The 26,375-nt window shown below is 66.6% G+C and carries 26 protein-coding genes; 12 read left to right on the top strand and 14 right to left on the bottom strand.

Annotated features, from left to right (window positions below):
* Positions 1-21: 21 nt before the first annotated feature.
* Positions 22-1,203 (bottom strand): galactokinase, encoded by a 1,182-nt coding sequence (gene galK / locus NIBR502771_RS19665; RefSeq protein WP_210411269.1) that lies wholly within the window; start codon positions 1,201-1,203, stop codon positions 22-24.
* Positions 1,200-2,357 (bottom strand): galactose-1-phosphate uridylyltransferase, encoded by a 1,158-nt coding sequence (gene galT, locus NIBR502771_RS19660; RefSeq protein ID WP_141161185.1) that lies wholly within the window; start codon positions 2,355-2,357, stop codon positions 1,200-1,202. Before galT ends, galK begins: the two co-directional genes overlap by 4 nt.
* A gap of 102 nt (positions 2,358-2,459) precedes the next feature.
* Here galT and NIBR502771_RS19655 point away from each other — a divergent pair, with 102 nt between their 5' ends.
* The 4 genes from NIBR502771_RS19655 to NIBR502771_RS19640 are packed head-to-tail and all read left to right on the top strand — an operon-like array spanning position 2,460 to position 6,682.
* Entirely contained in the window at positions 2,460-3,422 is a 963-nt protein-coding gene (locus NIBR502771_RS19655; protein ID WP_141161184.1) for an aldose 1-epimerase family protein, read from the top strand.
* 36 nt (positions 3,423-3,458) lie between these two features.
* The gene (locus NIBR502771_RS19650) at positions 3,459-4,802 is read left to right on the top strand and encodes an AI-2E family transporter (protein WP_210411266.1); all 1,344 of its coding nucleotides are present in this window, start codon (positions 3,459-3,461) and stop codon (positions 4,800-4,802) included.
* A 3-nt stretch (positions 4,803-4,805) separates the two neighbouring features.
* Entirely contained in the window at positions 4,806-6,044 is a 1,239-nt protein-coding gene (ilvA, locus tag NIBR502771_RS19645; protein ID WP_141161183.1) for a threonine ammonia-lyase, read from the top strand.
* Between the two features lie 8 nt (positions 6,045-6,052).
* A complete protein-coding gene (locus tag NIBR502771_RS19640; RefSeq protein WP_141161182.1) occupies positions 6,053-6,682 on the top strand; it encodes a rhomboid family intramembrane serine protease in 630 nt (209 codons plus the stop codon).
* 114 nt (positions 6,683-6,796) lie between these two features.
* Here NIBR502771_RS19640 and greA read toward each other — a convergent pair whose 3' ends face one another.
* Entirely contained in the window at positions 6,797-7,291 is a 495-nt protein-coding gene (gene greA, locus NIBR502771_RS19635) for a transcription elongation factor GreA (RefSeq protein ID WP_141161181.1), read from the bottom strand.
* Between the two features lie 151 nt (positions 7,292-7,442).
* Positions 7,443-7,901: a DUF4307 domain-containing protein gene (locus NIBR502771_RS19630; RefSeq protein WP_141161180.1), complete on the bottom strand. Its 459-nt coding sequence runs from the start codon at positions 7,899-7,901 to the stop codon at positions 7,443-7,445.
* 130 nt (positions 7,902-8,031) lie between these two features.
* Between NIBR502771_RS19630 and mca the strand changes: the two genes are divergently transcribed.
* Together mca and NIBR502771_RS19620 are read left to right on the top strand one after the other, a co-directional pair.
* Positions 8,032-8,937 (top strand): mycothiol conjugate amidase Mca, encoded by a 906-nt coding sequence (mca, locus tag NIBR502771_RS19625; RefSeq protein WP_141161179.1) that lies wholly within the window; start codon positions 8,032-8,034, stop codon positions 8,935-8,937.
* Between the two features lie 97 nt (positions 8,938-9,034).
* On the top strand, positions 9,035-9,376 hold the full coding sequence (locus NIBR502771_RS19620) for a hypothetical protein (RefSeq protein ID WP_141161178.1): 342 nt from the start codon (positions 9,035-9,037) through the stop codon (positions 9,374-9,376).
* Positions 9,377-9,404: 28 nt separating this feature from the next.
* Here NIBR502771_RS19620 and NIBR502771_RS19615 read toward each other — a convergent pair whose 3' ends face one another.
* Positions 9,405-10,148, bottom strand: a complete 744-nt coding sequence (locus NIBR502771_RS19615; protein WP_371706609.1) for a hemolysin III family protein — start codon at positions 10,146-10,148, stop codon at positions 9,405-9,407.
* 148 nt (positions 10,149-10,296) lie between these two features.
* On the opposite strand from NIBR502771_RS19615, the gene NIBR502771_RS19610 reads away from it, so the two are divergent.
* Positions 10,297-11,058, top strand: a complete 762-nt coding sequence (locus NIBR502771_RS19610; protein WP_141161648.1) for an isoprenyl transferase — start codon at positions 10,297-10,299, stop codon at positions 11,056-11,058.
* Between the two features lie 239 nt (positions 11,059-11,297).
* A complete protein-coding gene (locus tag NIBR502771_RS19605; RefSeq protein ID WP_141161177.1) occupies positions 11,298-12,716 on the top strand; it encodes a PhoH family protein in 1,419 nt (472 codons plus the stop codon).
* A gap of 198 nt (positions 12,717-12,914) precedes the next feature.
* Here the strand turns inward: NIBR502771_RS19605 and NIBR502771_RS19600 are convergent, their stop codons facing one another.
* Together NIBR502771_RS19600 and NIBR502771_RS19595 are read right to left on the bottom strand one after the other, a co-directional pair.
* Positions 12,915-13,562, bottom strand: a complete 648-nt coding sequence (locus tag NIBR502771_RS19600; protein WP_141161176.1) for a GNAT family N-acetyltransferase — start codon at positions 13,560-13,562, stop codon at positions 12,915-12,917.
* 42 nt (positions 13,563-13,604) lie between these two features.
* Positions 13,605-14,399, bottom strand: coding sequence for a hypothetical protein (locus NIBR502771_RS19595; RefSeq protein ID WP_141161175.1), 795 nt, complete (start codon positions 14,397-14,399; stop codon positions 13,605-13,607).
* A 60-nt stretch (positions 14,400-14,459) separates the two neighbouring features.
* Between NIBR502771_RS19595 and NIBR502771_RS19590 the strand changes: the two genes are divergently transcribed.
* Positions 14,460-15,005: an A24 family peptidase gene (locus NIBR502771_RS19590; protein ID WP_141161174.1), complete on the top strand. Its 546-nt coding sequence runs from the start codon at positions 14,460-14,462 to the stop codon at positions 15,003-15,005.
* A gap of 42 nt (positions 15,006-15,047) precedes the next feature.
* On the top strand, positions 15,048-15,518 hold the full coding sequence (locus NIBR502771_RS19585) for an NUDIX domain-containing protein (RefSeq protein ID WP_141161173.1): 471 nt from the start codon (positions 15,048-15,050) through the stop codon (positions 15,516-15,518).
* A 129-nt stretch (positions 15,519-15,647) separates the two neighbouring features.
* Here NIBR502771_RS19585 and NIBR502771_RS19580 read toward each other — a convergent pair whose 3' ends face one another.
* From NIBR502771_RS19580 to NIBR502771_RS19560, 5 genes are all read right to left on the bottom strand, one after another.
* Positions 15,648-17,333: an MDR family MFS transporter gene (locus NIBR502771_RS19580; protein WP_141161172.1), complete on the bottom strand. Its 1,686-nt coding sequence runs from the start codon at positions 17,331-17,333 to the stop codon at positions 15,648-15,650.
* The gene (locus tag NIBR502771_RS19575; protein ID WP_141161171.1) at positions 17,330-17,995 is read right to left on the bottom strand and encodes a TetR/AcrR family transcriptional regulator; all 666 of its coding nucleotides are present in this window, start codon (positions 17,993-17,995) and stop codon (positions 17,330-17,332) included. The genes NIBR502771_RS19580 and NIBR502771_RS19575 overlap by 4 nt, the downstream gene beginning before the upstream one ends.
* A 139-nt stretch (positions 17,996-18,134) precedes the next feature.
* The gene (locus NIBR502771_RS19570; protein WP_109863457.1) at positions 18,135-19,562 is read right to left on the bottom strand and encodes a class II fumarate hydratase; all 1,428 of its coding nucleotides are present in this window, start codon (positions 19,560-19,562) and stop codon (positions 18,135-18,137) included.
* 87 nt (positions 19,563-19,649) lie between these two features.
* The gene (locus NIBR502771_RS19565; RefSeq protein ID WP_141161170.1) at positions 19,650-20,264 is read right to left on the bottom strand and encodes a carbonic anhydrase; all 615 of its coding nucleotides are present in this window, start codon (positions 20,262-20,264) and stop codon (positions 19,650-19,652) included.
* A 10-nt stretch (positions 20,265-20,274) separates the two neighbouring features.
* A complete protein-coding gene (locus NIBR502771_RS19560) occupies positions 20,275-20,955 on the bottom strand; it encodes a DUF4245 domain-containing protein (protein ID WP_168225802.1) in 681 nt (226 codons plus the stop codon).
* Positions 20,956-21,180: 225 nt separating this feature from the next.
* Here NIBR502771_RS19560 and glpX point away from each other — a divergent pair, with 225 nt between their 5' ends.
* Positions 21,181-22,203 (top strand): class II fructose-bisphosphatase, encoded by a 1,023-nt coding sequence (gene glpX / locus NIBR502771_RS19555; protein WP_210411426.1) that lies wholly within the window; start codon positions 21,181-21,183, stop codon positions 22,201-22,203.
* 84 nt (positions 22,204-22,287) lie between these two features.
* Positions 22,288-23,343 (top strand): peptidoglycan bridge formation glycyltransferase FemA/FemB family protein, encoded by a 1,056-nt coding sequence (locus NIBR502771_RS19550; RefSeq protein ID WP_141161167.1) that lies wholly within the window; start codon positions 22,288-22,290, stop codon positions 23,341-23,343.
* 89 nt (positions 23,344-23,432) lie between these two features.
* Here NIBR502771_RS19550 and manA read toward each other — a convergent pair whose 3' ends face one another.
* Both manA and NIBR502771_RS19540 read right to left on the bottom strand, forming a co-directional pair.
* Positions 23,433-24,677, bottom strand: coding sequence for a mannose-6-phosphate isomerase, class I (gene manA, locus NIBR502771_RS19545; protein ID WP_141161166.1), 1,245 nt, complete (start codon positions 24,675-24,677; stop codon positions 23,433-23,435).
* A 42-nt stretch (positions 24,678-24,719) separates the two neighbouring features.
* On the bottom strand, positions 24,720-26,366 hold the full coding sequence (locus NIBR502771_RS19540) for an LCP family protein (RefSeq protein ID WP_141161165.1): 1,647 nt from the start codon (positions 26,364-26,366) through the stop codon (positions 24,720-24,722).
* Between the last annotated feature and the right edge of the window lie 9 nt (positions 26,367-26,375).

Here is a 26,375-nt window from a genome sequence, read left to right as displayed (position 1 = left end):
GCCATTTAACGCGAAGCCCGCCTAGGCGATGCGCATGGCTCCGGCTGCAGGGAAAACCGTGAAGATGTCCGGGACCGCAAACCCGGCGTCCGCGAAAGCCTTCACGACGGCGTCACGCACCTTTTGTTCGGCTTCCACCGGCGTGAGGGCAATGGCTGCCCCGCCGAACCCGCCGCCGGTCATACGGGCCCCGATGGAACCGTTGGCCCGGGAGGTGTCCACGGCCAAGTCCAGTTCAGGGCATGAAATCTCAAAGTCGTCCCGCATGGATGCATGGCTGGCGTCCAGCAGGGGGCCGATGGCGCTTGGGCCGGGGCCGCCCAGCAGCTCCACGGCCTGGAGCACCCGGCGGTTCTCGGTGACCACGTGACGCACCCGGCGGAACGTGACCTCGTCCAGCAGCCCGCTTGCCTCCTCAAGGTCCGCTACCTCCAGGTCCCGCAGGGCCTTCACCCCCATGACCTCGGCGCCGAGCTCGCACGATGCCCGCCGTGAGGCGTAGCCGCCGTCGGCGTGGGAGTGCGACACCTTGGTATCGATCACCAGGAGCACCAGGCCTGCGGGTTCGGTTTCAAACGGGACCAGGCGCGCCGCCTGGTCCCGGCAGTCCAGGAAGACTGCATGGCCCTTTGAGCCGCGCAGGGACGCGGACTGGTCCATGATTCCGGTGGGCGCACCCACAAAGTCGTTCTCCGCGCGCTGGGTCGCCAGCACCATGTCCTCGGCTGCCAGCCCGGCGCCGGTGAGGTCGTTGAGCGCGGTGATGACAGCGCATTCGATGGCGTGCGACGACGACAGGCCCGCACCCAGCGGGACGTTCGAGTCGAGGAGCAGGTCCACGCCCGGGACGTCGAGGCCCCGTTCCCGGAGGGCCCATATGACGCCCAGGGGGTATTTGGTCCATCCCTTGGCGGTTCCGGGCTGAAGTGACTCCAGCGAGGTGGTGACCAGGCCCTGGTCGCCGTAGGTCGACAACAGGCGGACGGCGGAGTCGGGCCGGGCTGCCACGGCCACCCTGGCGGTGCGGTCGATGGCGAAGGGCAGCACGAAGCCTTCGTTGTAGTCTGTGTGTTCGCCGATGAGGTTCACCCGCCCCGGCGCCTGCCACACGCCGTCGGGAGCGGCGCCGAACTCCTGTTCAAAACGGGCCGCCAGCTCCCGTGGCGCGGCGGCTCCGGCATCGGGGTGGTTTTGGGGGCTCACGCATGCACTCCTTCCGTGGTGGCCGCAAGGGCGGCAGCAGGCGTGGACGACGGCGGGACGGCAACGGTGCGCAGCCGTTCCGCCACGATTTCGGGGGTGGTGTCGTTGATGAAGGCGCCCATCGCCGCTTCCGACCCGGCCAGGTACTTCAGCTTATCGGCTGCCCTGCGCGGGGATGTCAGCTGGAGGTGGAGGTAGCCCGCCGGGCGCAGGACCGCGTCCAGCGGCGCCTGGTGCCACGCCGAGATGTACGGGGTGGGGGTGGGATGCAGGGCGTCAACCCGCTTGAGCAGGTCCAGGTAGACATGGGCCAGTTCATCCTTCTCCTCCCCGCCCAATGCGGCGAGGTCGGGGACCTGGCGGTGCGGAACCAGATGGATCTCCAGCGGCCACCGGGCAGCGAAGGGTACATAGGCGCTGAAGTGCTTTCCTTCCACCACCATCCTGCTGCCGTCCTCCCGCTCAGCGCGGAGCAGCGAGCCGGTGAGGGTATCCCGGCCGTCCTTGGCGTCGTAGTACCTCCGGGCCGCGGCACCCAGGACACCGGCGCGCGGCGTGACGTAGGGGTAGGCGTAAATCTGTCCGTGCGGATGGTGCAGGGTCACGCCGATGTCCGCGCCGCGGTTCTCGAACGGAAACACCTGCTGGATGCCCGCCATGGCGCTAAGGGCAGCGGTGCGCTGCGCCCACGCCTCGACCACGGTCCTGGACCGCTCCTGGCTCAGCCCGCTGAAGGCCCCGGTGTGGTCCGGGGTGAAGGACACCACCTCGCAGCGGCCATAGGCAGGGCCCTTGGTTCCCCAGGCGGCATCCTCCGGAATCGGTCCCAGCGCCGGTCCCAAGGAGGGGAACCGGTTTTCGAAGACCACCACGTCATAGTCGGCGGCAGGGATTTCGGAAGCATTCCCGGGGGTGGTGGGGCAGATGGGGCACTGGTCCGCCGGCGGCAGGTGGGTACGGGCCTGGCGGTGCGCTGCGATGGCCACCCATTCGTCGGTCAGTGCGTCGAAACGCACTTCGCCGGGTTCCGCCCGTGGCGGCAGGCCGCGGTGGTCGGTCGTCAAGTGAGCCGCACGTGGGACGCTGGTGCCGGCGTCGTCGAAGTAGAACAGCTCCCGGCCGTCGGAGAGATTGGTGCTGGTGATCCCTGTCATGAAAAAAGTGTGGCATAAACGATCAAGAATGAATAGTTAAGAACAAAAAGTAACAGAGTGGCGGGATGGAGGTACCCGGCCGCCCGTTGTACGGTAATCCCCATGACTGCCTTTTCCGAAGGGGAAGCCACAGCCCCCGCCCCAGCCCGGCCCTGTGCCACAGGCCGGCAATTCGAGCTCCGCCGCGGCGACGCCGTAGCCGTAGTGACCGAACTCGCCGCCGGCCTCCGTTCGTTCAGCCGGGGCGGGGTCCTCCTGACCGAGACCTACGGCGATGACGAGATTGCACCGGGCGGGGCCGGCATCACGCTGGCTCCCTGGGCCAACAGGGTGGAGGGCGGACAATGGTTCCTCGACGGCAAGAAGCAACAACTGGACATCACGGAAGTGTCCCGGAACAACGCCAGCCACGGCCTGCTTCGAAATGCCGGCTACGTCCCGGTCGGGGAATCCCCGCACGCTGTGGCGCTGGAGGCCACCGTGTTTCCGCAGCACGGCTACCCGTTCCTGGTGCGGCACCGGGTGGAGTACCAGCTTTCGGAAGACCTGGGGCTGCAGGTCCGGCAGACACTCACCAATGACGGTGCGGCGGCCGCACCTTTCGTCCTCGGCGCGCACCCCTACCTGCGGGTCGGTGACACTCCGACCGGGGACCTGCAGTTGACAGTGTCTGCCGGGACCCGCCTGGTAACCGATGAGCGCCTCATCCCGCGCAGTGCCGCTCCGGTGGACGGGGACGTTGATTTCCGGGCCGGCCGGCAGATCGCGGACCTTGCGGTGGACGTAGCCCTGACGGACCTCCGCTTTGAGGACGGTGTGGCCAGGCATACCCTGGCCGCGGGTGACGGCAGCAGCGTCTCGCTCTGGCAGGACGAATCCTGCCAGTACGTCCACGTCTTCGTGAGCACGGTCTATCCGGGCCGGACGCGGGCGGTCGCCGTGGAGCCGATGACGGGACCGGCCAATGCCTTCAACTCCGGCGAGGGCCTTCGGTGGCTGGCGCCGGGGGAGTCCTTCAGCATGGAATGGGGAATCGACTACACCCCCGGCACGGCAGGGCAGTAGTTTCCCATTGGAGCGGCGCTGGGGAAGTATTGGTACATGACGCCACAAGAGGACGACGTTACCTTTGCCCATCCAGCACCGGTGCCCCCGGTGCCGGCACCTGCCACCGCCGCGGCCCCCCTGCGGGTCCTCACCGACCGTGAACTGGACAAGGACATCCCGTACGGCATCCGCATCGCCGCCTCCTGGTCGTGGCGGCTGGGCCTGATCCTCCTGATGGCCGGGACGCTGGTGTGGCTGCTCAGCCACATCACCCTCCTGATTATTCCCATCATGGTGGCCGCACTCCTTGCCGGGCTGCTCAGCCCAGTCACGTCATGGCTGAAGCGCCGCGGGCTGCCCGCAGGACTGGCCGTCGCAGTGACCGTGATCGGTTTCATCGGCGTCATCGCCGGCGCGCTGGCACTGGTGGGCAGGCAGCTGGCGGTCGGTTTCGGCGAACTCTATTCCCAAGCCCTCGAAGGCGTCCGGCAGGTCCAGGACTGGCTGTCCAGCGGGCCCCTGCACCTGACCGCCACCCAGATCGACCAGTACGTCAAGGACGCCACCGACGCACTGCAGAACAACAGCAGCAGCATCCTCAGCGGCGCCCTGTCCTTTGGCAGCACTGCCGGACACTTCGCCGCCGGCATGCTGCTCTCGCTGTTCATCCTGATCTTCTTCCTCCTGGAGGGGGACCGGATCTGGGCCTTCCTGGTCAGGATGCTTCCCCGCAAGGCCCGGGCAGCAACCTTCGGTGCCGGCCACAAGGGCTGGGCATCCATGGTCAGCTACGCCCGCATCCAGATGTTCGTGGCCGCCGTCGACGCGCTGGGCATCGGTGTGGGCGCCGCCATCATCGGCGTCCCGCTCGCTCTTCCCCTGGGTGTGCTGGTGTTCCTCGGCTCCTTCATCCCCGTGGTGGGCGCCCTGGTGACCGGCGTCGTAGCCGTCCTCCTGGCCCTGGTGGCCAACGGTCCCGTGAATGCCCTGATCATGCTGGGCATCGTCCTGCTGGTCCAGCAGCTCGAGGGCCACATCCTGCAGCCCCTGGTCATGGGCAAGGCAGTGTCGCTCCATCCGGTCGCCGTGATCCTCAGCGTTGCGGCAGGCTCGTACCTCGCGGGCATTCCCGGCGCGCTGTTCTCCGTGCCGATTCTCGCCGTAGCAAACTCGGCCGTTCGCTACATTGCCGCCAGAACGTGGGAACATGAACAAGTGCCGGTAATCGCCGGGAGGCCCATCACAGCCGGAGCGGGCGGGGACAACACCATCGAGGACGTTGAACCGCCAACTGCATCCGACGCCGGGAACGGCCCGGAAACCGGCACGTCATCCGAGCACCGTGATGCCCGCGCCGCCTCTCCGGAGGGCACCGGGGCAAAACCCAGAGGAGAGTAGTCCGTGAAGATCCTTGAAACCCTTCCCGTCACACTGGACGATGTCCTTGAGGCGCAGAAGCTGCTTGACGGGATCATTGCGCGCACCCCCGTTGAATCGTCCCGGGCACTGGGAGGAATGGTGGGCGGCGACGTCCATTTCAAGTGCGAAAACCTGCAGCGTGCCGGTTCCTTCAAGGTCCGGGGCGCCTACGTCCGCATGGCCCGGCTCTCCCCGGAAGAGAAAAAGCGGGGCGTCGTGGCAGCTTCAGCCGGCAACCACGCCCAGGGCGTTGCCGTTGCCGCCAAAAGCCTTGGCATCAAAGCCCGTATCTACATGCCGCTGGGCGTGGCGCTGCCCAAGCTCGCCGCCACCCGGAGCCATGGCGCCGAAGTCATCCTGCACGGGCACAACGTGGACGAGGCGCTCGCCGAAGCCCAGCGCTACAGCGATGAAACCGGCATGGTCTTTGTCCACCCGTTCGACAATGTGGACGTCGTGGCAGGCCAGGGGACCGTAGGCCTGGAAATCCTGGAGCAGGTCCCCGACGTCGACACGGTCCTCATGGGCGTGGGCGGCGGCGGGCTCCTGGCAGGAGTCGCTGTCGCCATCAAGGCCCGCGCCAGGGAACTCGGCCGGGAGATCCGCATCATCGGCGTCCAGGCGGAGAACGCCGCCGCCTACCCGCCCTCACTCGCCGCTGACGCGCTGGTGCCCCTGAAGAAGGTCTCCACCATGGCGGACGGCATCGCCGTGGGACGTCCGGGACAGCTGCCCTTCAGCATCATCCGCGAACTGGTTGACGATGTGGTCACCGTCAGTGAAGACTCCCTGGCCCGCGCCCTGATCTTCCTGCTCGAGCGGGCCAAGATGGTGGTGGAACCCGCCGGGGCAGTGGGTGTCGCCGCACTCATGGACGGCAAGATTGAAAACCCCGGATCCACCGTGGTGGTCCTTTCCGGGGGAAACATCGACCCGATGCTGATGCTGAAAGTCATCCAGCGCGGCCTTTCCGCAGCCGGACGCTACATGACCGTGCGGATGATGCTCGACGACCGCCCCGGTTCGCTGGCAACCATCGCCCGCATCATCGCCGAAAACGACGCCAACGTCACCGGCCTGGACCACACGAGGGTGGGCGGCTCCATCAGCATGGGCGATGTCTCCATCACCGTAAACCTCGAAACCAAGGGCCACCAGCATGGCGAGCAGGTCCTCAGTGCACTTCGCGCCGAGGGTTTCCAGCCGATTGTCGTGCACTAGGAACGGCCATGGCCGGGCTGGGTAACGGACTGGGGAGCAGCGGGCGCGGCCCGGACCGGCAGACAATCGCGACGCGCGCCAAAGCCGGACTGCTGGTGCTTGGCGGATTCGTGGCACTCCTGTTCGCCATCGAAGTGGTGAACACGATGATGCTGGGCGCCCTTACACGCACCTTCGGGCTGCGGCCCAGGAGCGCCGACGGGCTGCTGGACATCTTCACCTTCCCGCTGCTGCATGCCAACCTGAACCACCTGCTGTCCAACAGCCTGCCCCTGGTCATCTTCGGGTTCCTGGTCTTCCTTTCCGGGCTGCGGGTCTTCCTCACGGCGCTGGCCTTCAGCTGGCTCGGCAGCGGAGTGGCCGTCTGGCTCATCGGCGACGGTGTCACGGTGGGCGCATCCGGGCTTGTCTTCGGGCTCTTTGCCTTCCTCCTGGTCCGTGGGTTCTTCAACCGCAGCTGGCGGCAGATACTGCTCGCAGTTGTCCTCTTCATGGGCTATGGAAGCATCCTGCTGGGCGCCCTTCCCTTTGTAGCGGGCTATGTCAGCTGGCAGGCGCACCTGGGTGGCGCTGCCGGCGGAGTAGTGGCGGCGCTGCTGCTGCGTCCCCGTGTCCCCGTGCTTCCGCGGGAGGCCTGACTCCGGTCCCGCCTCCCCACGGCACACCGTGCGCACATAAAAGCGGCGGCCGTCCCCTGGTGGGGGACGGCCGCCGCTCTCTGCAGGACCGGCTTCGTGCCGGTCCTGGCGGTTTTAGCCGGCGTAGGGCTTGGCGGAGAGAATCTCCACCTTGATGTCCTTGCCGTTGGGCGCAACGTAGCTGAGGGTCTCGCCCTCCTTGTGTCCCAGGATGGCCGCACCGAGGGGAGACTTCTCGCTGAAGACATCCAGGTCAGAGTCGCCCGCGATTTCGCGCGACCCCAGCAGGAACGTCTCCTCATCGCCGGCAATCCTGGCAACCACGATCATGCCGGGCTCCACGATGCCGTCATCGGCAGGCGCTTCACCCACGTGGGCGTCCCGGAGCAGTACCGTGAGCTGGCGGATGCGGGCTTCGATCTTGCCCTGCTCCTCCTTGGCCGCGTGGTAGCCCCCGTTTTCCTTGAGGTCCCCCTCTTGCCGCGCTGCTTCAATCTTCTGGACGATCTCCGCCCGGCCTGCGCCGGAAAGGTGGTCCAGCTCTGCCTTCAGGCGGTCAAAAGCTTCCTGGGTGAGCCAGGCTGCAGATGCGCTGTTGGTGGTAGACACGGACTTCTCCTCTAGTGGTCCTACATGCAAAAGACCCCGCCACGGTGGCCACTTGTGGAACAGTAACCAGCTCAGCGGGGTAAAGGTATCTCTCCATTGTAGTCAATCCTCTGGAGATAACCCAACAAGCAAGCGTCGCGCATCACATCCTTTACGACGCTCCGGCGGGAATCCAGCAGCTGTCCACCACGCCCGACACGGACGCCGACTCCGTACGCAACGTGACGCGCTGGGCCACTGTCCTGCCGCCGTCGGCCGTCCTGTCCGCTGCCGACGGCGGAATGTCCACCACCTTCCAGCCCACCACCGCGAACTTGGAGTCCAGCGCCTTCACGGCACACTTGACGGGGTTGGCCGGTTCCCTGGTGACCTGGAAGTCCACTTCCGCCAGCGTGGCATCGGTGGTGCTGTATCCCACGTCCTTGTACGTCACCCCTGACAGCGAGTTGGAAGTGGTCACCCATGCCAGGAAGCCGATTCCGACAACGAGCGCGGCGCCGATCGCAGTCCGGGCGGCTTTGGGGGAGAGCCGGCGCTTTTTAGCACCATACCGATTGGCTAGGCTAGTGTCTGCGGGCGCGGATTGGGCCGGCTGGTCCGGGGAAGTCACCAGACCAGTTTAGTGCCCTTTCCGCCGGGCTCTTCGCGGCGGCTGCGGCTGCCGCCCGGGCCGATGCACCCCGACCAACAACCATAAGCTGCCACAAGCCGCGCACAACGAATAAGGAGCCGTCCCCTCCATGACAGCGTCCAGCAACTCCCAGGTTCCGCTCCGGCTGCTCGCGGTCCACGCCCACCCGGACGACGAATCCAGCAAGGGCGCTGCGACCATGGCGATGTACGCGTCAGCCGGTGTCGACGTCCTGGTGGCAACCTGCACGGACGGGTCCCGCGGTGACATCCAGAACCCCGCCATGGAAGGCGTACCGCACCCCAAAAGGGACATGGCCGGCGCCCGGAGGCTCGAGATGCAGCAGGCCGCCGCAATCCTGGGCATTAAGCAGCGGTGGCTTGGTTTCGTTGACTCCGGCCTCCCCGAAGGGGACCCGCTTCCGCCGCTCCCCGCCGGATCCTTCGCCACCCTTCCGCTCCAGCAGGCAGCGGCGCCCCTGGTCCGACTGGTGCGGTCCTTCAAGCCCCACGTAATCCTGAGCTATGACGAGAACGGCGGCTACCCCCATCCGGACCACATCATGGCCCACCGGGTAGCCGTGGAAGCGTTCGAGGCAGCGGGCGATCCCGAACGCTACCCCGGGGCGGGGGAGGCCTGGGAGCCAAGCAAGCTCTACTACGACCGTGCCTTCAGCCCGGAAAGGTTCCGGGCGCTGCACTTTGCCCTCGAAGAGGCGGGGCTGCAGTCTCCCTATGCGGAGCGCCTGGCGGCCTGGCTGGAGTCGGATGCGGAGGGCCACACGCCACCCCCTGCCGCGCACCCCACCACCACCCAGGTGGACTGCGGCGACTTCTTTGAAATGCGCGACGACGCACTGCGCGCCCACCGCACCCAGGTGGACCCCCTGGGGTTCTTTTTTGCGGTGTCGCCGGACATGCAGCGCAGGGTCTGGCCCTGGGAGGACTATTCCCTGATCCACTCGCGGGTGCCCTCCGAACTCCCCGAGAAGGACCTGTTCGCCGGGCTAAGATAGACACGCAGGCTATTTCTATCTTGCGTAGAAGACAGGCGCGGCGAGGGGCCGTTTCCTCCGCGACCTGCTGCATCCGTTCCACCAGAAGGTATTTACCGTGCATTCTCTGCTCTTGAGCCTGGCCACCACGCCGAGCCCGCTGCCCACTCCGACGCTCCGGGACGGAATTTCCGAGGACCAGGTGACGCCGGGCCTGCTGGGCTTCATCATGACGGCGTTCTTCGTTGTGGCCACCGCCCTGCTCATCGTGGACATGGTGCGCCGCATCCGCAGGGTCCGCTACCGCGCCCAGGTGGAGGAAGAACGCCTGGCGGCCGCTGCCGAGGCAGACATCGACGCCGCGGACGCGCAGGACGGGCTCGACGGCGGCACGCGCCAGGGAGCGCCGAAGGCCAACGGAACCGGTCCCGCCGACGGGCTTTCACGGCCCCGCGAGTAGGGAAGGCCCGGCGGCGGTTCGGGCGAATCTACGCAAGGACCGCCAGGGCAATCGCCACGAAGTGGGCCGCGAAGGCAAGCACTGTCAAGGCGTGGAACAGTTCGTGGAAGCCGAAGTGGTGGTAACTGAAATTGGGCTTCTTCAATGCATAGAACACAGCGCCCGTGATGTAGAGGACCCCGCCTACGCACACCAGGACGGCTGCCGGCATGCTGGCCTGGAAGAACTGCGGCAGGTAGAAGAGCGCACCGCAGCCCAGTGCGATGTAGATGGGAACGTAGAGCCAGCGCGGTGCGTCGGTCCACAGCAGCCGGAACAGGACGCCGAGGATGGCTCCGGCCCAGATGACCCAGAGCAGCACCACCGCCTGCTGCCGCTCCAGCAGGGTCCAGGCCAGCGGAGTGTAGGTTCCGGCGATCACCAGCATGATGTTGGTGTGGTCCAGCCGCTTCAGGACCAGCTTGACCCGCGGGGACCAATTGCCGCGGTGGTAGACGGCGCTGACTCCGAAGAGCAGGACGCCCGTGGCAGCGTAGATGGCCGTGGTGATCCGCCGGTCCGGGGTGGGGGCAAGGGCAACCAGGAGGATCCCGGCGGCCAGTGCCAGCGGGGCCGTGATCGTGTGGATCCAGCCGCGCCATTTCGGTTTGATCATCAACAGTTCCGCCAGGCGGACCGCGGCGTCATCCACTGCGCTGGGCTCCGGATCTGCACCGGCGTTCCTGTCCTCCGGCCGGGGTGCCGGGGAGGCCTGCGGAGAGTCGCTGTTCATGGCACCAGAATAACTTACGGACCGGTAAGTTACCGCCGGGTAACTTCCTGCGAACCTCTCTCGCTCCGTGCCGCCTGTCCCGGGGGACGGCTGGCGGTAGCCTAGGATGTGGATGTACGTACGGCAGGAAAGTCAGGTGAGTGGACGCGTGGAGTTGCCCGGGTTCCTCTATGGCTATTACGAGCGCCGGCTGCTTAAGGATCTGCCCCGCGACCGCATTCCCCGGCACATCGGTGTCATGGTGGACGGCAACCGGCGCTGGGCCAAGCAGTTCAACGCCCCCACCGCCCAAGGGCACCAGGCCGGTGCGGACAAGATCCACGAGTTCTTGGGCTGGTGCCAGGAGCTGGGCGTCAAAGTGGTGACGCTGTACATGCTCTCCACGGACAACATGAACCGCTCCAGCGAGGAACTGGACCTCCTCATGGGCATCATCGCCAATACCCTCGACAGGCTGGACGAAGACGCCAATATTTCCGTCCATGCCATGGGTGCCCCGGAGCTGCTGCCGGACTACCTGGCCGAGAGGCTGAACAAGCTCACCGCCAGGACCCCGGTCCGGGAAAAAATCCACGTGAACGTGGCCGTGGGGTACGGCGGGCGCCGTGAGATCGTCGACGCCGTCCGGGAACTCCTCCATGATGCCGTGGCCAAGGGCATGGACATCTCCAAGCTCGCCGATGACCTGTGCGTCGATGACATCTCACGCTTCCTCTACACGCGCGGCCAGCCCGACCCTGACCTGGTCATCAGGACATCGGGGGAGCAGCGGCTCTCCGGGTTCCTGATGTGGCAGAGCGCCTACAGCGAGTTCTACTTCTGCGAGGCCTTGTGGCCTGCCTTCCGCAAGGTCGATTTCCTCCGTGCCCTCCGGGACTACGCCGGCAGGCAGCGGCGCTTCGGCGCCTGAAACAGCCGGTTCATCACGAGTTCATAGATCCGCCGGAGAAATCGCCGTCAAATAGTTGCGGAAATGGGCCGCCGTGGATTTACGTTATATCCATCAGCAGGCAAAACCGCCGGCTGATCGGGGAGGCCAATACATGGAGCGGAACATCGCGCCGGTTGTATGGGAGGCCGGACCCGGCCTCGTGGCCGAGCCGCCTCACCAATAACAATTCCGGGCTGGCGCCCGGGGCTGGAGTCGATGTGGCTACTTCTGAACAACTGCCCGAGGTCCTTGTTGGACAGGGCGGAAAAGCTACCTCTCGCGCCGAGCGAGCCACCTCTGAGGCCGGCGCAGCAACTGATGCTGCGGCCGGTTTTGCTGTCTCCGGAAGGGAAGCCGACATCCACACCTTCGTCATTGACACCTCCGTCCTGCTCTCCGACCCGCGGGCACTCCTGCGGTTCGCCGAACATGAGGTGGTGGTCCCCGTCGTCGTCATCACCGAGCTCGAAGCCAAGCGGCACGATCCGGAACTGGGATACTTCGCCCGCAATGCCCTGCGCCTCCTGGACGACCTCCGGGTCAAGCACGGCGGCCTGAACAAGCCCCTTCCCATCGGAGACGAGGGCGGCACCCTCATGGTGGAGCTGAACCACATCTCCGCGGAGGTGCTGCCCTTAGGGTTCCGCAGCGGGGACAACGACAGCCGCATCCTTGCCGTGGCCAAGAACCTGGCCAACGAGGGGCGCAACGTCACGGTGGTCTCCAAGGACCTGCCCATGCGCGTCAAGGCCTCCGCCATGGGCCTCACGGCCGATGAGTACCGCAATGAGCTGGTCAAGGACTCCGGCTGGACCGGCGTCGCGGAAATCGACGCGGACGAACAGGAGATCGCCACCCTTTACGGCCACGAGCCCGTCTTCATCCCCGCCGCCGCCGAACTGCCCGTCAACACCGGGCTGGTGCTGCTCTCCAACCGCGGCTCCGCACTCGGCCGGGTGGGCGCGGACAAACAGGTGCGCCTGGTCAAGGGCGACCGTGACGTCTTCGGCCTCCACGGCCGGTCCGCCGAACAGCGCCTGGCCATCGATATGCTGATGGATCCCGGCGTCGGCATCGTGTCCATCGGTGGCCGGGCCGGCACCGGCAAGTCCGCGCTGGCCCTCTGCGCGGGCCTCGAGGCCGTGCTGGAACGGCGCGAACACCGCAAGGTGATCGTCTTCCGGCCCCTCTATGCGGTGGGCGGCCAGGAGCTGGGCTACCTGCCGGGCTCGGAGTCCGAGAAGATGAACCCGTGGGCGCAGGCTGTCTTTGACACCCTCGGGGCCCTGGTCAGCCAGGAAGTGGTGGAGGAGGTCATGGACCGCGGCATGCTCGAGGTCATGCCACTCACCCACATCCGCGGACGCTCCCTCCACGACGCCTTCGTCATCGTGGACGAGGCCCAGTCCCTCGAAAAGAACGTCCTCCTCACGGTCATGAGCCGCATGGGCCAGAACTCCAAGATCGTCCTCACCCACGACGTCGCCCAGCGCGACAACCTCCGCGTGGGGCGCCACGACGGGATTGCCGCCGTCGTCGAAACCCTGAAAGGACACCCCCTCTTCGGCCACGTCACCCTCACCCGCTCCGAACGCTCGCCCATCGCAGCCCTGGTCACCGAACTGCTCGAAGGGTAGGTCGCTTAGTGAGGGGCCGTGGCCGGGTTCGCCGGGCCGCGGCCCTTCGTGCCTTTCGGTGGCTGGGTACGTCCGCCCCAAGCCCTTCGCCGTCGCTTAGACACCTCCCGGCGCGGTGCTTCGGTCGCTGGGCGACCTGCGCAACGCTCTGGTCGGCGATGCGCTCCTACGCGAAGGACTTGGGCCGGTCTCGTGCAGTCAAGTCACCTTAAGGAACCTTGCCACTGCCTCGTGGCCCTCGACCTGCAGCTCCCAGTCGGGGCGGTTGAAGGTTTCCGGGGTGAGGCGGACGTGCTGGAGTGTTTCGACTTTGGTGCCCCAGGCTCTGCGGGTGGTGCCGTTCAGTTCGTAGCCGAGGGAACGGGAGACGCCCAGGGAAGCGCTGTTCCAGGCCGCGGCTTCGGACTCGGCCACTTCGGCGCCCAGCCTGTCAAAGGCCCAGAGCACGACGGCGGCACGCATCTCCCTGCCCAGCCCGCGGCCCTGGACGGACTGCTTAAGCCACGAGCCGGTGGTGACGGTCTTCCGGACCGCAAACTCCTTGGCACCCACATCCTGGCACCCGATGAACTGCCCCTCATGCCAGATGCCCAGGAGCAGCGTCCAGTCCTCGGGGGTGAACCCGCCGCGGCAGCGCCAGTACCAGCGGGCCATGTTGGGGCCAAGCTCGTCGTCGGGCAGTTCTGTCCACGGCGTGCTGAAAGGGTTCCTGGCGGCCTCGTGGATGCCGCTGCGGGCGGCGGCGACCGCCGCCGGGATGTCCTGGTCAGTGATGGGTCGGAGCTCCAGCCGGGGCGTGGCCAGCCGGAGGTCGAACAGGGGCCAGAGTGTGTTCAGCGTGGTCATCCGCGAAGCCTAGCCGACGGGCGCGGACGGAGCCTGTCACGTTCAGGCCGGTATGTCCCAGCTGATGTGCCGGCGGACATCGGTGAGGTTCATGGACTGGGCCAGGAACAGGTCATCCAGCATGTACTCGTCCACGGCGATGATCCGGATCCAGTGGCCATATCCCTCCGTTTCCGCTTCCAGCGACTGGCTGGACACACAGACGCCGGTGTCCATGTCCACGCGGAGGAGGGACTTGCCGGGCAGGCACAAGGGAGCGGCAGGATCGGCGGGACGGTACGCAGGGTTGGGAACCACCACGGCTTCAAGGACTGGCCTGCCTTCGTGGTCGGCGTACCGCGCCTCCCGGATGTCCAGCGCGTTGCTGCCGGGAAATTCGATGGGCACCGGTGCGTTGCCCGCAAGCTCCACGGGATCCAGGGCGGCCGAGAAGCGTCCGTTGCCGAAGCCGGGCTCGCCGTAGGCTGCCTCGGGGCGGCGCCGCACCAGCCCGCGGTCGTCATAGACGGGCGTGACCAGGTGCGGAGGGAGGAGCCAGGATTTGCGTGTGGCGCTTACATAGAAAACGTCGCGGGAATCGTTAATGCCCGTGGTGCTGTGGAGGATCAGCCGCTCAGGGCTTTCCAGGCGGAGCGCGCCCGGACGTCGCAGCCAGGCGCGGATGAAGGGTGCACCCGGGGCAGGGGCTGAGGCGAAGGCCTGGTCCCAGTACTCGAACCGCAGCGACTGCCACTTCCAGGGGGAGGACCGGCACAGGTTCCGGAACACAGCGGCAAGGTCCGCCGGGGCGGCAGGAGAGTCCGGAGCCGGGCTGCGCCGGGAGTCCCAGGTCGACATATCCACATTTTACGCGGCAGCGCTACGGCGGGAATGGGGGGATCCAGTAGCATCCGAGGGGTGATCGGACGACTCGGTGAACTCTGGCAGCACACCCCGCTTGCCTTCTGGCTGGTTCTGGCGGCCTGCCTCTACTTCGCGGTGATGGCGGTCCGGCTGACCATCATCGACGTCCGGCACCACCTCCTGCCCAACCGGATCGTCTTTCCGTCCTATGGCGTGGCCGGGGTGCTCCTGCTGGCGGCAGCAGCCATCGCCTGGGCCAGCCCGCTTCCGGATGCGGGGGGCGGCACCGGCTTCCTTTCCACCCCGGCCGTGCGCGTGGTGGCGGGGGCAGGAATCCTGTGGCTCTTCTACTTCGTCCTCCGCTTTGTGTACCCGCCGGGCATGGGGTTCGGCGACGTCAAACTGGCAGGAGTGCTCGGCATGTACTTGGGTTACCTGAGCTGGGGGCACCTGTTCGCGGGAACCTTCCTGGCTTTCCTGCTCGGCGGCCTGTGGTCCCTGACCCTTCTGGCAGCCCGGCGTGGGACCTTGAAATCGTCCATCCCGTTCGGACCGTTCATGCTTGCCGGAGCCGCGGCCGCCATGCTGCTTCCCGCATGACCGCGGGGTATGCAGCCCCCGGGGGTTGGATAGGCTGGCCCTATGCCTGCCCCTGAGTATGTCCTGAAGCTGCGCAAGAAGATTGGCAACGATCCCATCTGGGTTCCTGGCGTGCGCGGCGTGGTGGTGGATGACGCCGGCAGGATCCTGCTGGCCCAGCGGGCTGACAACGGCCAGTGGGCCCTGGTCAGCGGCATGCTTGACCCCGGCGAGCAGCCGGCACGCGGGCTGGTCCGGGAGATCTTCGAGGAGACGGCCGTGGTGGCCGAGGCTGAGCGGGTGGTGTCCGTGGGCGCGGTAGGTCCGGTCACGTATCCCAACGGTGACGTCTGCGAATTCCTGGACGTGGTGTTCCTGTGCCGCTACGTCTCCGGAGAAGCCAGGGTCAATGACGACGAATCCCTGGCTGTCGGCTGGTTTACCCTTGACGACCTTCCCGAGCTGATGCCCGGCCACCTCACCAGCATCCGGCAGGCGCTGGCCCCCACAGCAGCGGTCCACTTCGAGCCGTAGCGGCGGGACGCTTAAAGAAACAGGGGCGCCGCAACCCCCAAAGATTGCGGCGACCCTGTTGGTCACTTCCCCCCGCCCAGCGTGCGCCTGGCACACAGCCAGCCGGGGCAAGCGGGGCGTTCGACGCCGTCAGCGGGCCTGGGAAACCAGCTCGCCGTCGTCGTCCTTCACAACGTCCCCGTCACCTGCGGCTTCCACGTCCCCGGCAGTGGTGCCGGGAAGCCCGGCGGCGAGCCGCTCGGCCTCCTCGCCGCCCACGGCCTCACCACGGGCCACCATACCGGCGGTGTCCGACAGCGGGATCTGCTTCAGCGTCAAGGCCAACAGCAGCGCGACGGCGATGAAGGGGAGCAGGTACCAGAACACGGGCGCCAAGGAGTCCGCATAGGCGTTTACTATGGCATCGCGCAGCTGCTCGGGGAGCTGGTTGAGTGCCTGCGGGTCCAGGGTCCGGGTGGACTGCCCGGCCTGCTCGGCGGAGGCTCCCGCGCCGGTAAAGGCGCTGGTCAGGGCCTCGGAGAGGCGGGTGGTAAAGATGGACCCGAAGACGGCCACGCCCATGGCGGCGCCCACTTCGCGGAAGTAGTTGTTGGTGCTGGTGGCGGTGCCGATTTGGTCGGCCGGTACCGAGTTCTGGACCACCAGGACCACCACCTGCATGATCAGGCCCAGGCCGGCTCCGAAAACGAACAGCTGCAGGCAGATGACCCAGATGGGGGTGCTGGCCGCAAGGGTGGTCATCCAGAGCATGGCCGCCATGGTGAAGACGGCGCCCAGGATGGGGAACATCTTGTACTTGCCGGTCTTGGAGATCCTGATGCCGGAGTAGATTGAGGTGCCCATGAGGCCGGCCATCATGGGGAGCATGAGGAGGCCGGATTCTGCAGCGGACGTGCCGGAGGACATCTGCAGGAACGTGGGGACGAACGCGATGGCGGAGAACATGCCCAGGCCCAGGGTGAAGCCGATGGCGGTGGCGTTGATGAAGATCCGGTTCCGGAACAGGCTCAACGGGATGATCGGGTCCTCGGCGCGCCGCTCCACCATGACGAACGCGGCGGCAGAAACCAGCAGGCCCGCGCCAAACGCCCAGGTGAGGGGTGAATCCCAGCCCTCGTCCTTCTTGCCGCCGAAGTCGGTGAAGAAGATCAGGCAGGTGGTGGCGGCGGAGAGCAGGACGACGCCGAGGACGTCGATCCGCTTCTCCGCTTTCTTGTTGGGCAGGGTCAGCGCAAACCAAGCGATGGCAAAGGCGGCAAGGCCAACGGGGATGTTGATGTAGAACGCCCATTCCCACGTCAGGTGGTCCACGAAAAAGCCGCCCAGCAGCGGGCCGGCCACGGCGGAGAGGCCGAAGATTGCACCGAGCGGACCCATGTACTTCCCGCGCTCCTTGGCGGGAACAATATCGGCGATGATCGCCTGCGAGAGGATCATCAGGCCGCCACCGCCCAGGCCCTGGATGGCGCGGAAGATGACGAATCCCCAGAAGTCGGTGGCCAGGGCGCAGCACACCGACGCGAGGGTGAAGAGCGCGATGGCCACCAGGAACAGGTTGCGGCGGCCCAGGATGTCACCGAACTTGCCGTAAATCGGCATCACGATGGTGGTGGCCAGCAGGTAGGCGGTGGTGATCCACGCCTGGTGCTCCACGCCGCCGAGCTTGCCCACGATGGTGGGCATTGCCGTGGAGACGATGGTCTGGTCCAGGCTGGAGAGCAGCATTCCGGCGATCAGCGCGGAGAAGATGATCCAGATGCGTTTTTGCGTCAACAGCAGGGGTCCTGCCGGCGGCTTGGCGGTTGCGGTGCTCATTGGTTTCCTTCTGCGGCGGTGGCCGTGCTGTCGAATGGCTGGGAGAAAAGGAGGCTGGCGGCGGAAATGTTCTCCAGCAGCAGGTCCGGATAGCTGCGGGTATTGCCGTCGGAGAAGTAGGCCATGCTGCTCTTGCGGGCGATGGTGCTGAGCAGGACCACTGCCATCTGCACCACTGGGTGGTCCGGCGCCACGCCCTCACGCCTGGCGACGTCCCGGGCGAACTGGGCTTCGCGCTGTTCCGTGACCCCGATGATTTTCAGGATGAGCTGCGGCTCCTTTTTGACCACCCCGATCAGCTGCCGGGTGTCTTCCTCGGACTCCGTCATGCCCTCGGCCAGGCGGAGGGAGAGCCGGACCAGGTCGCTGAACAGGGTGGGCGAAATTTCGCCGGCGCGGGAGCCGGCGGCACCGGCCACGAATTCCTCGATGGCATCGGCCGGAACGTCGTCCTCGGCGTGGCCGATGATGGCGTCTTCCTTGGTGGGGAAGTAGTTGAAGAAGGTCCGGCGCGAAATCCCGGCCACCTCGCAGACCTCCTCCACGGTGTAGCCGTTGAGGCCTTTTGCGGAGGTCAGGGCGCGGGCGGCAGAGGTGATGGCGGTCCGGGTGGCTGTCCGCTTGCGCTCGCGCAGGCTGTCAGAAGTTGCACTATCAGTCACAAAGTACATTTTTGCACTAAAAGCCATACAGTGCAAACTCGATGGCTGGCGGGCAGTTGCCTTAACGAGCGACGGCGGCCGGCGCCTTTCGTGCGAAAGGTGCCGGCCGCCGTCGGGCGTTCCCGAAGTGGTGGCGGGGTTAGGCCTTGTGGGCCGGGGCCGTCATGGTGGTGACGTCCAGTGCCTTGTCGAGGTCGGCCTCGGAGACCTTGCCGTCGCCTTCGCCGACAAAACCGAGCTGCTCGGTGGCCTGGCGGATGGTCAGGCCCTCCTTGACGGCGGTCTTGGCGATCTTGGCGGCGTTCTCATAGCCGATGTACTTGTTCAGCGGGGTGACGATCGAGGGGGAGGCTTCGGCCAGGAAGCGGGCGCGCTCCACATTCGCGGTGATGCCGTCGATCATCTTGTCTGCCATGACGCGGCTGGTGTTGGCCAGCAGGCGGATTGACTCGAGCAGGTTGGCAGCCATCACGGGAATGCCGACGTTCAGTTCGAAGGCGCCGTTGGTGCCGGACCAGGCGATGGCGGTGTCGTTGCCAATGACCTGGGCAGCGACCATGATGGACGCCTCGCAGATGACCGGGTTGACCTTGCCGGGCATGATGGAGGAGCCGGGCTGCAGGTCCGGAATCGCGATCTCGCCCAGGCCCGTGTTGGGGCCCGAACCCATCCAGCGGAGGTCGTTGTTGATCTTCATGAACGAGATGGCGATGTTGCGCAGCTGGCTGGAGGCTTCGATCAGGCCGTCGCGGTTGGCCTGTGCCTCGAAGTGGTCGCGGGCCTCGGTCAGCGGCAGTCCGGTGTCGGTGGCCAGCAGCTCGATGACGCGCTCCGGGAAACCGGCGGGGGTGTTGATGCCGGTGCCCACGGCGGTGCCGCCCAGCGGAACCTCGGCGACGCGGGGGAGCGAGGCGTTGATGCGCTCGATGCCGTAGCGGACCTGTGCGGCGTAACCGCCGAACTCCTGGCCCAGGGTGACCGGGGTGGCATCCATGAGGTGCGTGCGGCCGGACTTGACCACGTCCTTGAACTCAACGGCCTTGCGCTCCAGCGACTCTGCCAGGTAGCCCAGGGCGGGGATGAGGTCGTTGATCAGGGCGGACGTGGCGGCAACGTGCACGGACGTGGGAAAGACGTCGTTGGAGGACTGCGAGGCATTGACGTGGTCGTTGGGGTGGACCACCTTGTCGCTGCCCGCGGCCTTCAGCGCACGCGTGGCCAGCTCTGCCAGGACCTCGTTGGTGTTCATGTTCGAGGACGTGCCGGAGCCGGTCTGGAAAACGTCGATCGGGAAGTCGCCGTCGTACTTGCCGGCAGCCACCTCATCGGCAGCGTCTGCAATCGCCTTGGCCAGCTCGCCGTCGAGCACACCCAGTTCAGCGTTGGCCTGGGCGGCAGCCTTCTTGACCCGTGCCAGCGCCTCGATGTGGGTGCGCTCCAGGGTCTTGCCGGAGATGGGGAAATTCTCTACTGCCCGCTGCGTCTGCGCGCGGTACAGTGCGTTCACGGGGACGCGGACCTCGCCCATCGTGTCATGTTCAATGCGGAACTCTTCAGTGGAAGTCATGGGGCTAGCTTATGGCTCCCGGGCGCCCCATCGAAAACCGTTAAGGGAGCCATGCCGGCGGCCCGCCGGGCCGCCGGCACGGAGTTCTCAGAGCTCGCCGATTCCAGAAACAAGGTCGGCGCGGCCCTCTGCCAGGCGGTAGGAGAGGCCAATGACCGCGGTGCGGCCTTCCTCGATTGCGGTGGAAATCACACGCGAGCTGTCCGCGAGGCGCTGGGACATCTGCTTGACGTTCTCCACCACCATGTCGTTGACCTCGGGCTGGTTGTTCCGCAGGGAGGTCAGGACGGAGGGGGTGATGCGTTCCACGAGGTCGCGGATGAAACCTGCCGGCATTTCGCCGGTCTCCACGGCGTCCCTGGTAGCGGTGACCGCGCCGCAGTTGTCATGCCCCAGCACCACGATCAGCGGCACCCCCAGCACGGCGACGCTGTATTCGAGCGAGCCCAGGACGGCGTCGTCGATCACCTGCCCGGCGGTCCGGACCACGAAGACGTCGCCCAGGCCGACGTCGAAAATGATCTCAGCGGCAAGCCGGGAGTCGGAGCAGCCGAAGATCACCGCGAACGGATTCTGGGTTTCCACCAGCGACGAGCGCCGTGAAGCGTTCTGGTTCGGATGCGAGGACTCGCCGTTGACAAAACGTTCGTTGCCTTCGCGCAGGCGGCGCCAAGCCAGGGCAGGGGTGAGGTTAGTAGCCATGCTTACCAGATTAAGGCGCGGCAGGGCTGGAAGGGGAAACTGTGACGGCCGGGCCGGCGTCCAGGGAGCCCACGACGGCGGCCGCCAGTGTGGCGAATTCGTCCAGTTGCGCTGCGCCCGAGAGGACCACGGTGCTGCCGCGGTAGTTCAGGACCATCGACTTTTCGCCCTTGCCGGTGTCCCGCAGTTCCCATTCCCGGCCGCCGGCATTCCGCGAGCCGGTAACGGGGGCGTTCTTGGTCTGCTGGAGCAGCCAGGTGGGGTTGGCCTGCGTGGTCTGCACCAATGCGATGAACGAAGTCTTGGGGGTGACGTAGCCAACCTCCCAGGTGGGAACCCCGCTGCCCGTCCCTGCTTCCCACCGGGCATAATTCACGCGGAAGGCGTTGCCGGTATCCGGTGCAACGGGTGTGAATCCCGCCACATCAGCCGCGTTCCGTGCCACGGACGCCACATCGATGTCCGGGCGGTAGCCCTCGCTCTTCGGCTGCGGGTTCATGAGCACAACCGGCAGGAACGCCGCGATGCTCAGCACCAAGGCAATGATCATGCCGATCACCGAAGCGTTGGCGCGCTTGGCCGCCGCCGCCGGAATGACGGGCTTCACGGGGGTGTCAGCGCTGCTGTCCGCGGCGCGTGGCCGGCCGCTGGGGCGGGCCGGGCCGGAGCTGGGACTGGTGGCTTCCTGCATGTCGTTCACCCCTCTATAGTCGCCTATCCCGGAGCCCGACTTCCATTCGGTCCCGGCCGGCAGTCCGCCCCGGGCTGCCGTCCACATTGCGGGGTTGCGTCACGGGCCGCCCCCGTCGCGGCGCCGCGACTATGATCGGTAACAGAGGAATCACCGTTCTGCTGCACCGGCGGGCGGGTTCAATGATCGCCACTCGAAGAAGAGGTTCACGTGTCACCAGCGTCCATGACCCAGAAGTACTCCACGATTTCGCCGTCGCTTGCCGTGGGCCACGACGAGCCGGACCGCAACCTTGCCCTTGAACTTGTCCGCGTCACCGAAGCCGCGGCCATTGCCGGCGGCCACTGGGTTGGCTTCGGCGACAAGAACACCGCCGATGGTGCCGCCGTCGACGCCATGCGCTCCTTCCTGCAGACCGTCCACTTCAACGGCGTCGTGGTGATCGGCGAGGGCGAGAAGGACGAAGCGCCCATGCTGTTCAACGGTGAGCGCGTGGGGGACGGCACCGGCCCTGAGGTGGATGTCGCCGTCGACCCCATCGACGGAACCCGCCTGACCGCCCTGGGCATCAACAACGCACTGGCAGTACTGGCCGTTGCCGAGCGCGGCTCCATGTTCGATCCCTCCGCCGTGTTCTACATGGAAAAGCTGGTTACCGGCCCCGAGGCCGCCGACATGGTTGACCTGCGCCTGCCGGTCAAGCAGAACCTGCACCTGATTGCCAAGGCCAAGGGCGTGAAGGTCAACCAGCTCAACGTCATGATCCTCGACCGCGACCGCCACCGCCCGCTGGTGGAGGAAATCCGCGAAGCCGGTGCCCGAACCAAATTCATCATGGACGGCGACGTCGCCGGCGCCATTGCCGCGGCCCGCTCCGGAACCGGCGTTGACGCGCTGATGGGCATCGGCGGCACCCCCGAAGGCATCGTGGCGGCCTGCGCCATCAAATCCCTGGGCGGCGTCATCCAGGGGCGGCTGTGGCCCACCAGCGACGAAGAGAAGCAGAAGGCCATCGACGCCGGGCACGACCTCGAGCGGGTGCTTTCCACCAACGACCTCGTCTCCAGCGACAACTGCTACTTCGCCGCCACCGGCATCACGGACGGCGACCTGCTCAAGGGCGTCCGCTACTCCAAGGACAAGGTCCTGACCCAGTCCATCGTGATGCGTTCCAAGTCCGGCACCATCCGCTTCGTGGACGGCGAACACCAGGCCAGCAAGTGGGAAGGCTACGCCCGCAAGAACTGACCCGCGGCCCCCGCTGACCGAAAGCCCCTGGCGCACCACGCGCCGGGGGCTTTGGCGTTAAAGCCTTGGTATAGGGTTTAAGCCATGATTCCTGCTGTTGTGCCCTGTACTGACCGCGCCCTCTGGGACGAGCACGTTGACCGGTTCCAGGCGCATCCGCAGCAGCTGTGGGGCTGGGGCGAGACCAAGGCGGCGCACGGCTGGTCCGTGGACCGGGTCCTGGTCAAGGACGGCGACGAAACCATCGGCTGCGCCCAGCTCCTGGTCCGCAGGCTTCCCGTCCCCTTCCGCGCCCTGGTCTACATTCCCCGGGGCCCGATGTGCTCGCCCGGCAACGCGCAGGTGGTCCTGAACCGGCTGGCAGAGCATGCCGCACTCCGCCACCGGGGCGTTGCCCTGAGCATCGAACCGGACTGGGACAAGGACTCCGCCTTTGCCGGCGCCGTGGCCGCCGCCGGTTTCCGCGAGTCCACCAACACCGTCCTCATCCCGCGCACGCTCATCCTGGACCTCACCCGGTCCGACGACGAGCTGATGGCGGAGATGTCCAAGTCCACGCGGGCCAACATCCGCAAGGCCATGCGCAGCGACGTTGAATTCCGCAAGGTCAAGAACGAAGCCGAGCTGGAGCAGGTGCTGGCCATCTACCACCAGACGGCCGAGCGGGCAGGCTTTGGCATCCACGAGGACCAGTACTACCGGGACATCTTCCGGAACCTGGGCGACTCTTCCCCGATCATCGCCGCGTTCGACGGCGAGCAGATGCTGGCCTTCACCTGGCTTTCGCGCAGCGCAGCCACCGCGTTCGAGCTCTACGGCGGCGTCTCCGCCGAAGGGCAGAAGCAGCGGGTGAACTACGGAGTGAAGTGGGCGGCACTGCAGGCCATGCGGGAAGACGGCTGCAGCCGGTACGACTTCAACGGCCTCCTGAACGACGGCATTTCCGATTTCAAGAAGCAATTCGCAAAGCACGAAAACATGCTCCTGGGAACGTGGGAAAGGCCGCTGTCGCCGTTCTACCCTGCCTACGCCAAGGCCATGCCGCTCGCCCGCAAGGGTCTCCAGCAGGCGCGCCGGCTGCTGAAAGGCGCAGCCGGGCAGGTCCGCCCATTGGTTCGAAAGTTGCGTCCGGGCAACTAGCCGCGGCAATTGGCCCGGTCAAAGCCAAAGGGCGACGACGGCACTCACCAGAGTGCCGTCGTCGCCCTTCCTGCTGCTATGGCGCCGGACTAGAGTCCGGTGGTCACCGCGAAAGCCAGGGCCGGTCCGGTGCTGCCGGCCACCCGGTGGACGTTGACGGGCGCCTCGGCCGCGGCAATGAACGCACTGCCCCCCTGCTCCAGCTCCAGGTCGCCCTTGGGGGAGTCGAGGTACACGGCGCCGGCCACCACGATGACCACTGCCGCGCCTGCCTGCGCCAGCGGGACGGGACCGGAGTCCGGCCCGAGCTCAATGCGCTGCAGTTGGAACTCCCCGAACGGGGGCCGGAACAGTTCCTGGTCCAGCACGGAAGTTTCCGCGGTGAGCATCGGAACGGCCACCGGGTGGAAGTCGATGGTCTTCAGGAGCTCCGGCACATCGATGTGCTTGGGGGTCAGGCCGCCGCGCAGGACGTTGTCCGAGGACGCCATGACCTCCACGCCCAGGCCGTGCAGGTAGGCGTGCACGTTTCCGGCGGGAAGGTAGACGGCTTCCCCCGGCTTCAACGAAATCCTGTTCAGCAGCAGCGAGATCAGGACGCCGGGGTCGCCGGGATACTTTTCGTTGAGGCTGATGACGGTGCCCAGCTCTGCCTGGAAGGGCTCGAGGGAAGCACCGGACACCAAGGCCGCCACCACCAGCGCTGTTTCCTCTGAAACATCCTGGCCGCCGGTGATCAGCCGCTCAAAGGCGCGCCGGAGTCCTGCGCCTTCGTCCGAGGCGGTGAGATCCTCAAGGAGGGCCTGGAGCAGCGCAGGGACCTGCGCGGGCCCGGGAAAGGCATCCGCGATGTGCTGCAGGATCACGCGGGTTTCGGCGGCGGGCCGGAACCCACAGAGGGCCTCGAACGGAGTGAGCGCGAAGATCATCTCCGGCTTGTGGTTGTCGTCCTTGTAGTTACGGTGCGGCGTGTGCGGATCCACTCCGGCTGCGTTTTCCCGGGCGAACCCCTCACGGGCCTGTTCCAGGCTCGGATGCACCTGGAGGGAGAGCGGCTGCGCGGCTGCCAGGACCTTGGCCAGGAAGGGCAGCCGGGGCCCGAAAGCGGCCACGGAGTCCGCGCCCAGGAAATGCTCCGGATCGGAAGCGATCAGGGAGTCGAGCGGGCTCCGGGTTCCGTCCTCGGGCAGGTGCGCCACCGACGGCGAATCAGGGTGCGCACCGATCCACAGTTCGGCCTCCGGACGCCCCGACTCAGGGCGTCCCAGCAGCGAGGCGATGGCCGTCGTCGAACCCCAGGCGTAGTCACGCAGGACGTTCTCAATCTCGTACAAAACCGTTCCATTCCTTGGTGGGTGGGAGCTGGCGGGCGGCCGCTACAGCGGGGCGCACTGCCCGTTGGTGGCCACGAGTTGGCGGATGGCCTCTTCGTTGCCCTCCAGCTTGAGCTGGGTCAGCATCTCTTCGGTGATCGGCTCACCGTCGGACGTGGTGGTCACAGGCGTAAAGTCCGACGGCGAGGGCTGCTGGACGGCGTTTCCCGCGGCCGGCAGGGTGGCCGGGACGGTCCCGGCGGCCTGGACGTGTCCGGCGCCTGCCTGGGGAAGGGCCATTATGTCGTCGGCGATGCCGGCCGACTGTGCACCCTTGGCGGAAGCCGATGCCAGCAGCTGGTCCACGCGTTCGTGGATCTGGTCGAAGTCGGGGTTCGTGGAAAACGACGCGTCAAAGTCAGGCGGCCCGATGGTCAGCCGCTTGACGTCCTTGCCCCTCGCCTTGATGGCCAGGTCAAGGAAACTCCCCAGCTGGGCGGAGGAAATGTTGGACTCCACCACCTTGGTCCCGGCGCCGGCGATGTCCTCGAACTTGGACAGCAGGGTGGCCGGATCCAGCTGTTTCAGCATGGCCTGCTGGACACACTGTTGGCGCTGGATGCGGGAGTAGTCGTCAACGTATTCGCGCGACCGGCCGTACCAGAGGGCCTGGGCGCCGTTGAGGGTCTGGTCCCCGGCGGGAATCCAGCCCAGTGGCATGCCGTGGGTCTTGGTGGCCTCGTCAAAGTAGCCGCTCATGGGAACCCAGCCGCCGGCCTTGATTTTGATGCCGCCCATGGCATCGATCAGGGTGGAGAATCCCTCCATGTCGACCAGGACATAAGCCTGGATCTGCATGCCCAGGGTGCCGGAGACGGCTTCCATGGTGGCCTGCGCGCCGGGGTCTGCCACGCCCGGATACAGGTCCGCGTGTTCGTTGGTGACCTCGGTGTTGATGGCGTTGATCAGGCACTCGTCACCGCAGTTGTAGCCGTCCGGGTAGAGGGCACGCATGGGGGAGCCTTCGCTGAACTGGGCGTTCTGGAAGTTCCTGGGCACGGAGATGATGGCGGTCTGGCCCGTTTGGGCATCCACGCTGAGGATGGAGAGGCTGTCTGGCCGGCGGCCGGTGCGGTCATCGCCGGCATCGCCCCCCATCATGAGGAAGTTGTAGCGCCCTTCCACCGGCTCGATGGCCGGCCCGGATGAAAAGATGTCGCCGATCGCATTGCGGCCCACGTTCAGCAGGTAGGCGGCGTACCCCATCGAGCCACTGCCCAGGACCAGGGCCAGGACCAGGGCAATGCCGACGGCGGGCCGGGCCCGCGGTGCCAGCAGGACAGGGCGGATGAGCCGCAGGGTATTCAGGAACAGGAAGGCCCAGCCGAGGGCCAGCGCGGCGAGCACCACTACCAGCAGCAGCGACGTGATGGGGTTGGTCACGATGTTGATGACCAGGCTCCGGTTCAGCAGCAACAGGACCAGGGCCAGGAGCAGGACCGCCCATACGGCGAGCGTGACGCGGAGCGCCGTCCGGCCAAGCTTGCGGTCGCCTGCCACGAGCTGGGCGCTCCCGGGCACCAGCAGCGTCAGCAGGACCAGGACGAAAGCCCGCTTGGTGCGGACTTCGGGAGACGCACTGACCGGGTAGCGCACCGGGTCCGACAGCGACGGGCCGGAGCCGGTGTGGAGGACGCTGCTGCTGGCCATGCCGGGCGC

Origin of the sequence: Pseudarthrobacter sp. NIBRBAC000502771 (genome assembly GCF_006517215.1) — a bacterium.
Classification (GTDB): Bacteria; Actinomycetota; Actinomycetes; order Actinomycetales; family Micrococcaceae; genus Arthrobacter; species Arthrobacter niigatensis.
Note: the sequence above shows the minus strand (reverse complement) of the source record. Positions and strands in the feature narration are given on the sequence as shown.

Coding starts and splice junctions, on each gene's coding strand:
- galT (WP_141161185.1), bottom strand. CDS start 2,357: ATGACAGGGATCACCAGCACCAATCTCTCCGACGGCCGGGAGCTGTTC.
- NIBR502771_RS19655 (WP_141161184.1), top strand. CDS start 2,460: ATGACTGCCTTTTCCGAAGGGGAAGCCACAGCCCCCGCCCCAGCCCGG.
- NIBR502771_RS19650 (WP_210411266.1), top strand. CDS start 3,459: ATGACGCCACAAGAGGACGACGTTACCTTTGCCCATCCAGCACCGGTG.
- NIBR502771_RS19640 (WP_141161182.1), top strand. CDS start 6,053: ATGGCCGGGCTGGGTAACGGACTGGGGAGCAGCGGGCGCGGCCCGGAC.
- mca (WP_141161179.1), top strand. CDS start 8,032: ATGACAGCGTCCAGCAACTCCCAGGTTCCGCTCCGGCTGCTCGCGGTC.
- NIBR502771_RS19615 (WP_371706609.1), bottom strand. CDS start 10,148: ATGAACAGCGACTCTCCGCAGGCCTCCCCGGCACCCCGGCCGGAGGAC.
- NIBR502771_RS19600 (WP_141161176.1), bottom strand. CDS start 13,562: ATGACCACGCTGAACACACTCTGGCCCCTGTTCGACCTCCGGCTGGCC.
- NIBR502771_RS19595 (WP_141161175.1), bottom strand. CDS start 14,399: ATGTCGACCTGGGACTCCCGGCGCAGCCCGGCTCCGGACTCTCCTGCC.
- NIBR502771_RS19585 (WP_141161173.1), top strand. CDS start 15,048: ATGCCTGCCCCTGAGTATGTCCTGAAGCTGCGCAAGAAGATTGGCAAC.
- NIBR502771_RS19580 (WP_141161172.1), bottom strand. CDS start 17,333: ATGAGCACCGCAACCGCCAAGCCGCCGGCAGGACCCCTGCTGTTGACG.
- NIBR502771_RS19570 (WP_109863457.1), bottom strand. CDS start 19,562: ATGACTTCCACTGAAGAGTTCCGCATTGAACATGACACGATGGGCGAG.
- NIBR502771_RS19565 (WP_141161170.1), bottom strand. CDS start 20,264: ATGGCTACTAACCTCACCCCTGCCCTGGCTTGGCGCCGCCTGCGCGAA.
- NIBR502771_RS19560 (WP_168225802.1), bottom strand. CDS start 20,955: ATGCAGGAAGCCACCAGTCCCAGCTCCGGCCCGGCCCGCCCCAGCGGC.
- glpX (WP_210411426.1), top strand. CDS start 21,181: ATGACCCAGAAGTACTCCACGATTTCGCCGTCGCTTGCCGTGGGCCAC.
- NIBR502771_RS19550 (WP_141161167.1), top strand. CDS start 22,288: ATGATTCCTGCTGTTGTGCCCTGTACTGACCGCGCCCTCTGGGACGAG.
- NIBR502771_RS19540 (WP_141161165.1), bottom strand. CDS start 26,366: ATGGCCAGCAGCAGCGTCCTCCACACCGGCTCCGGCCCGTCGCTGTCG.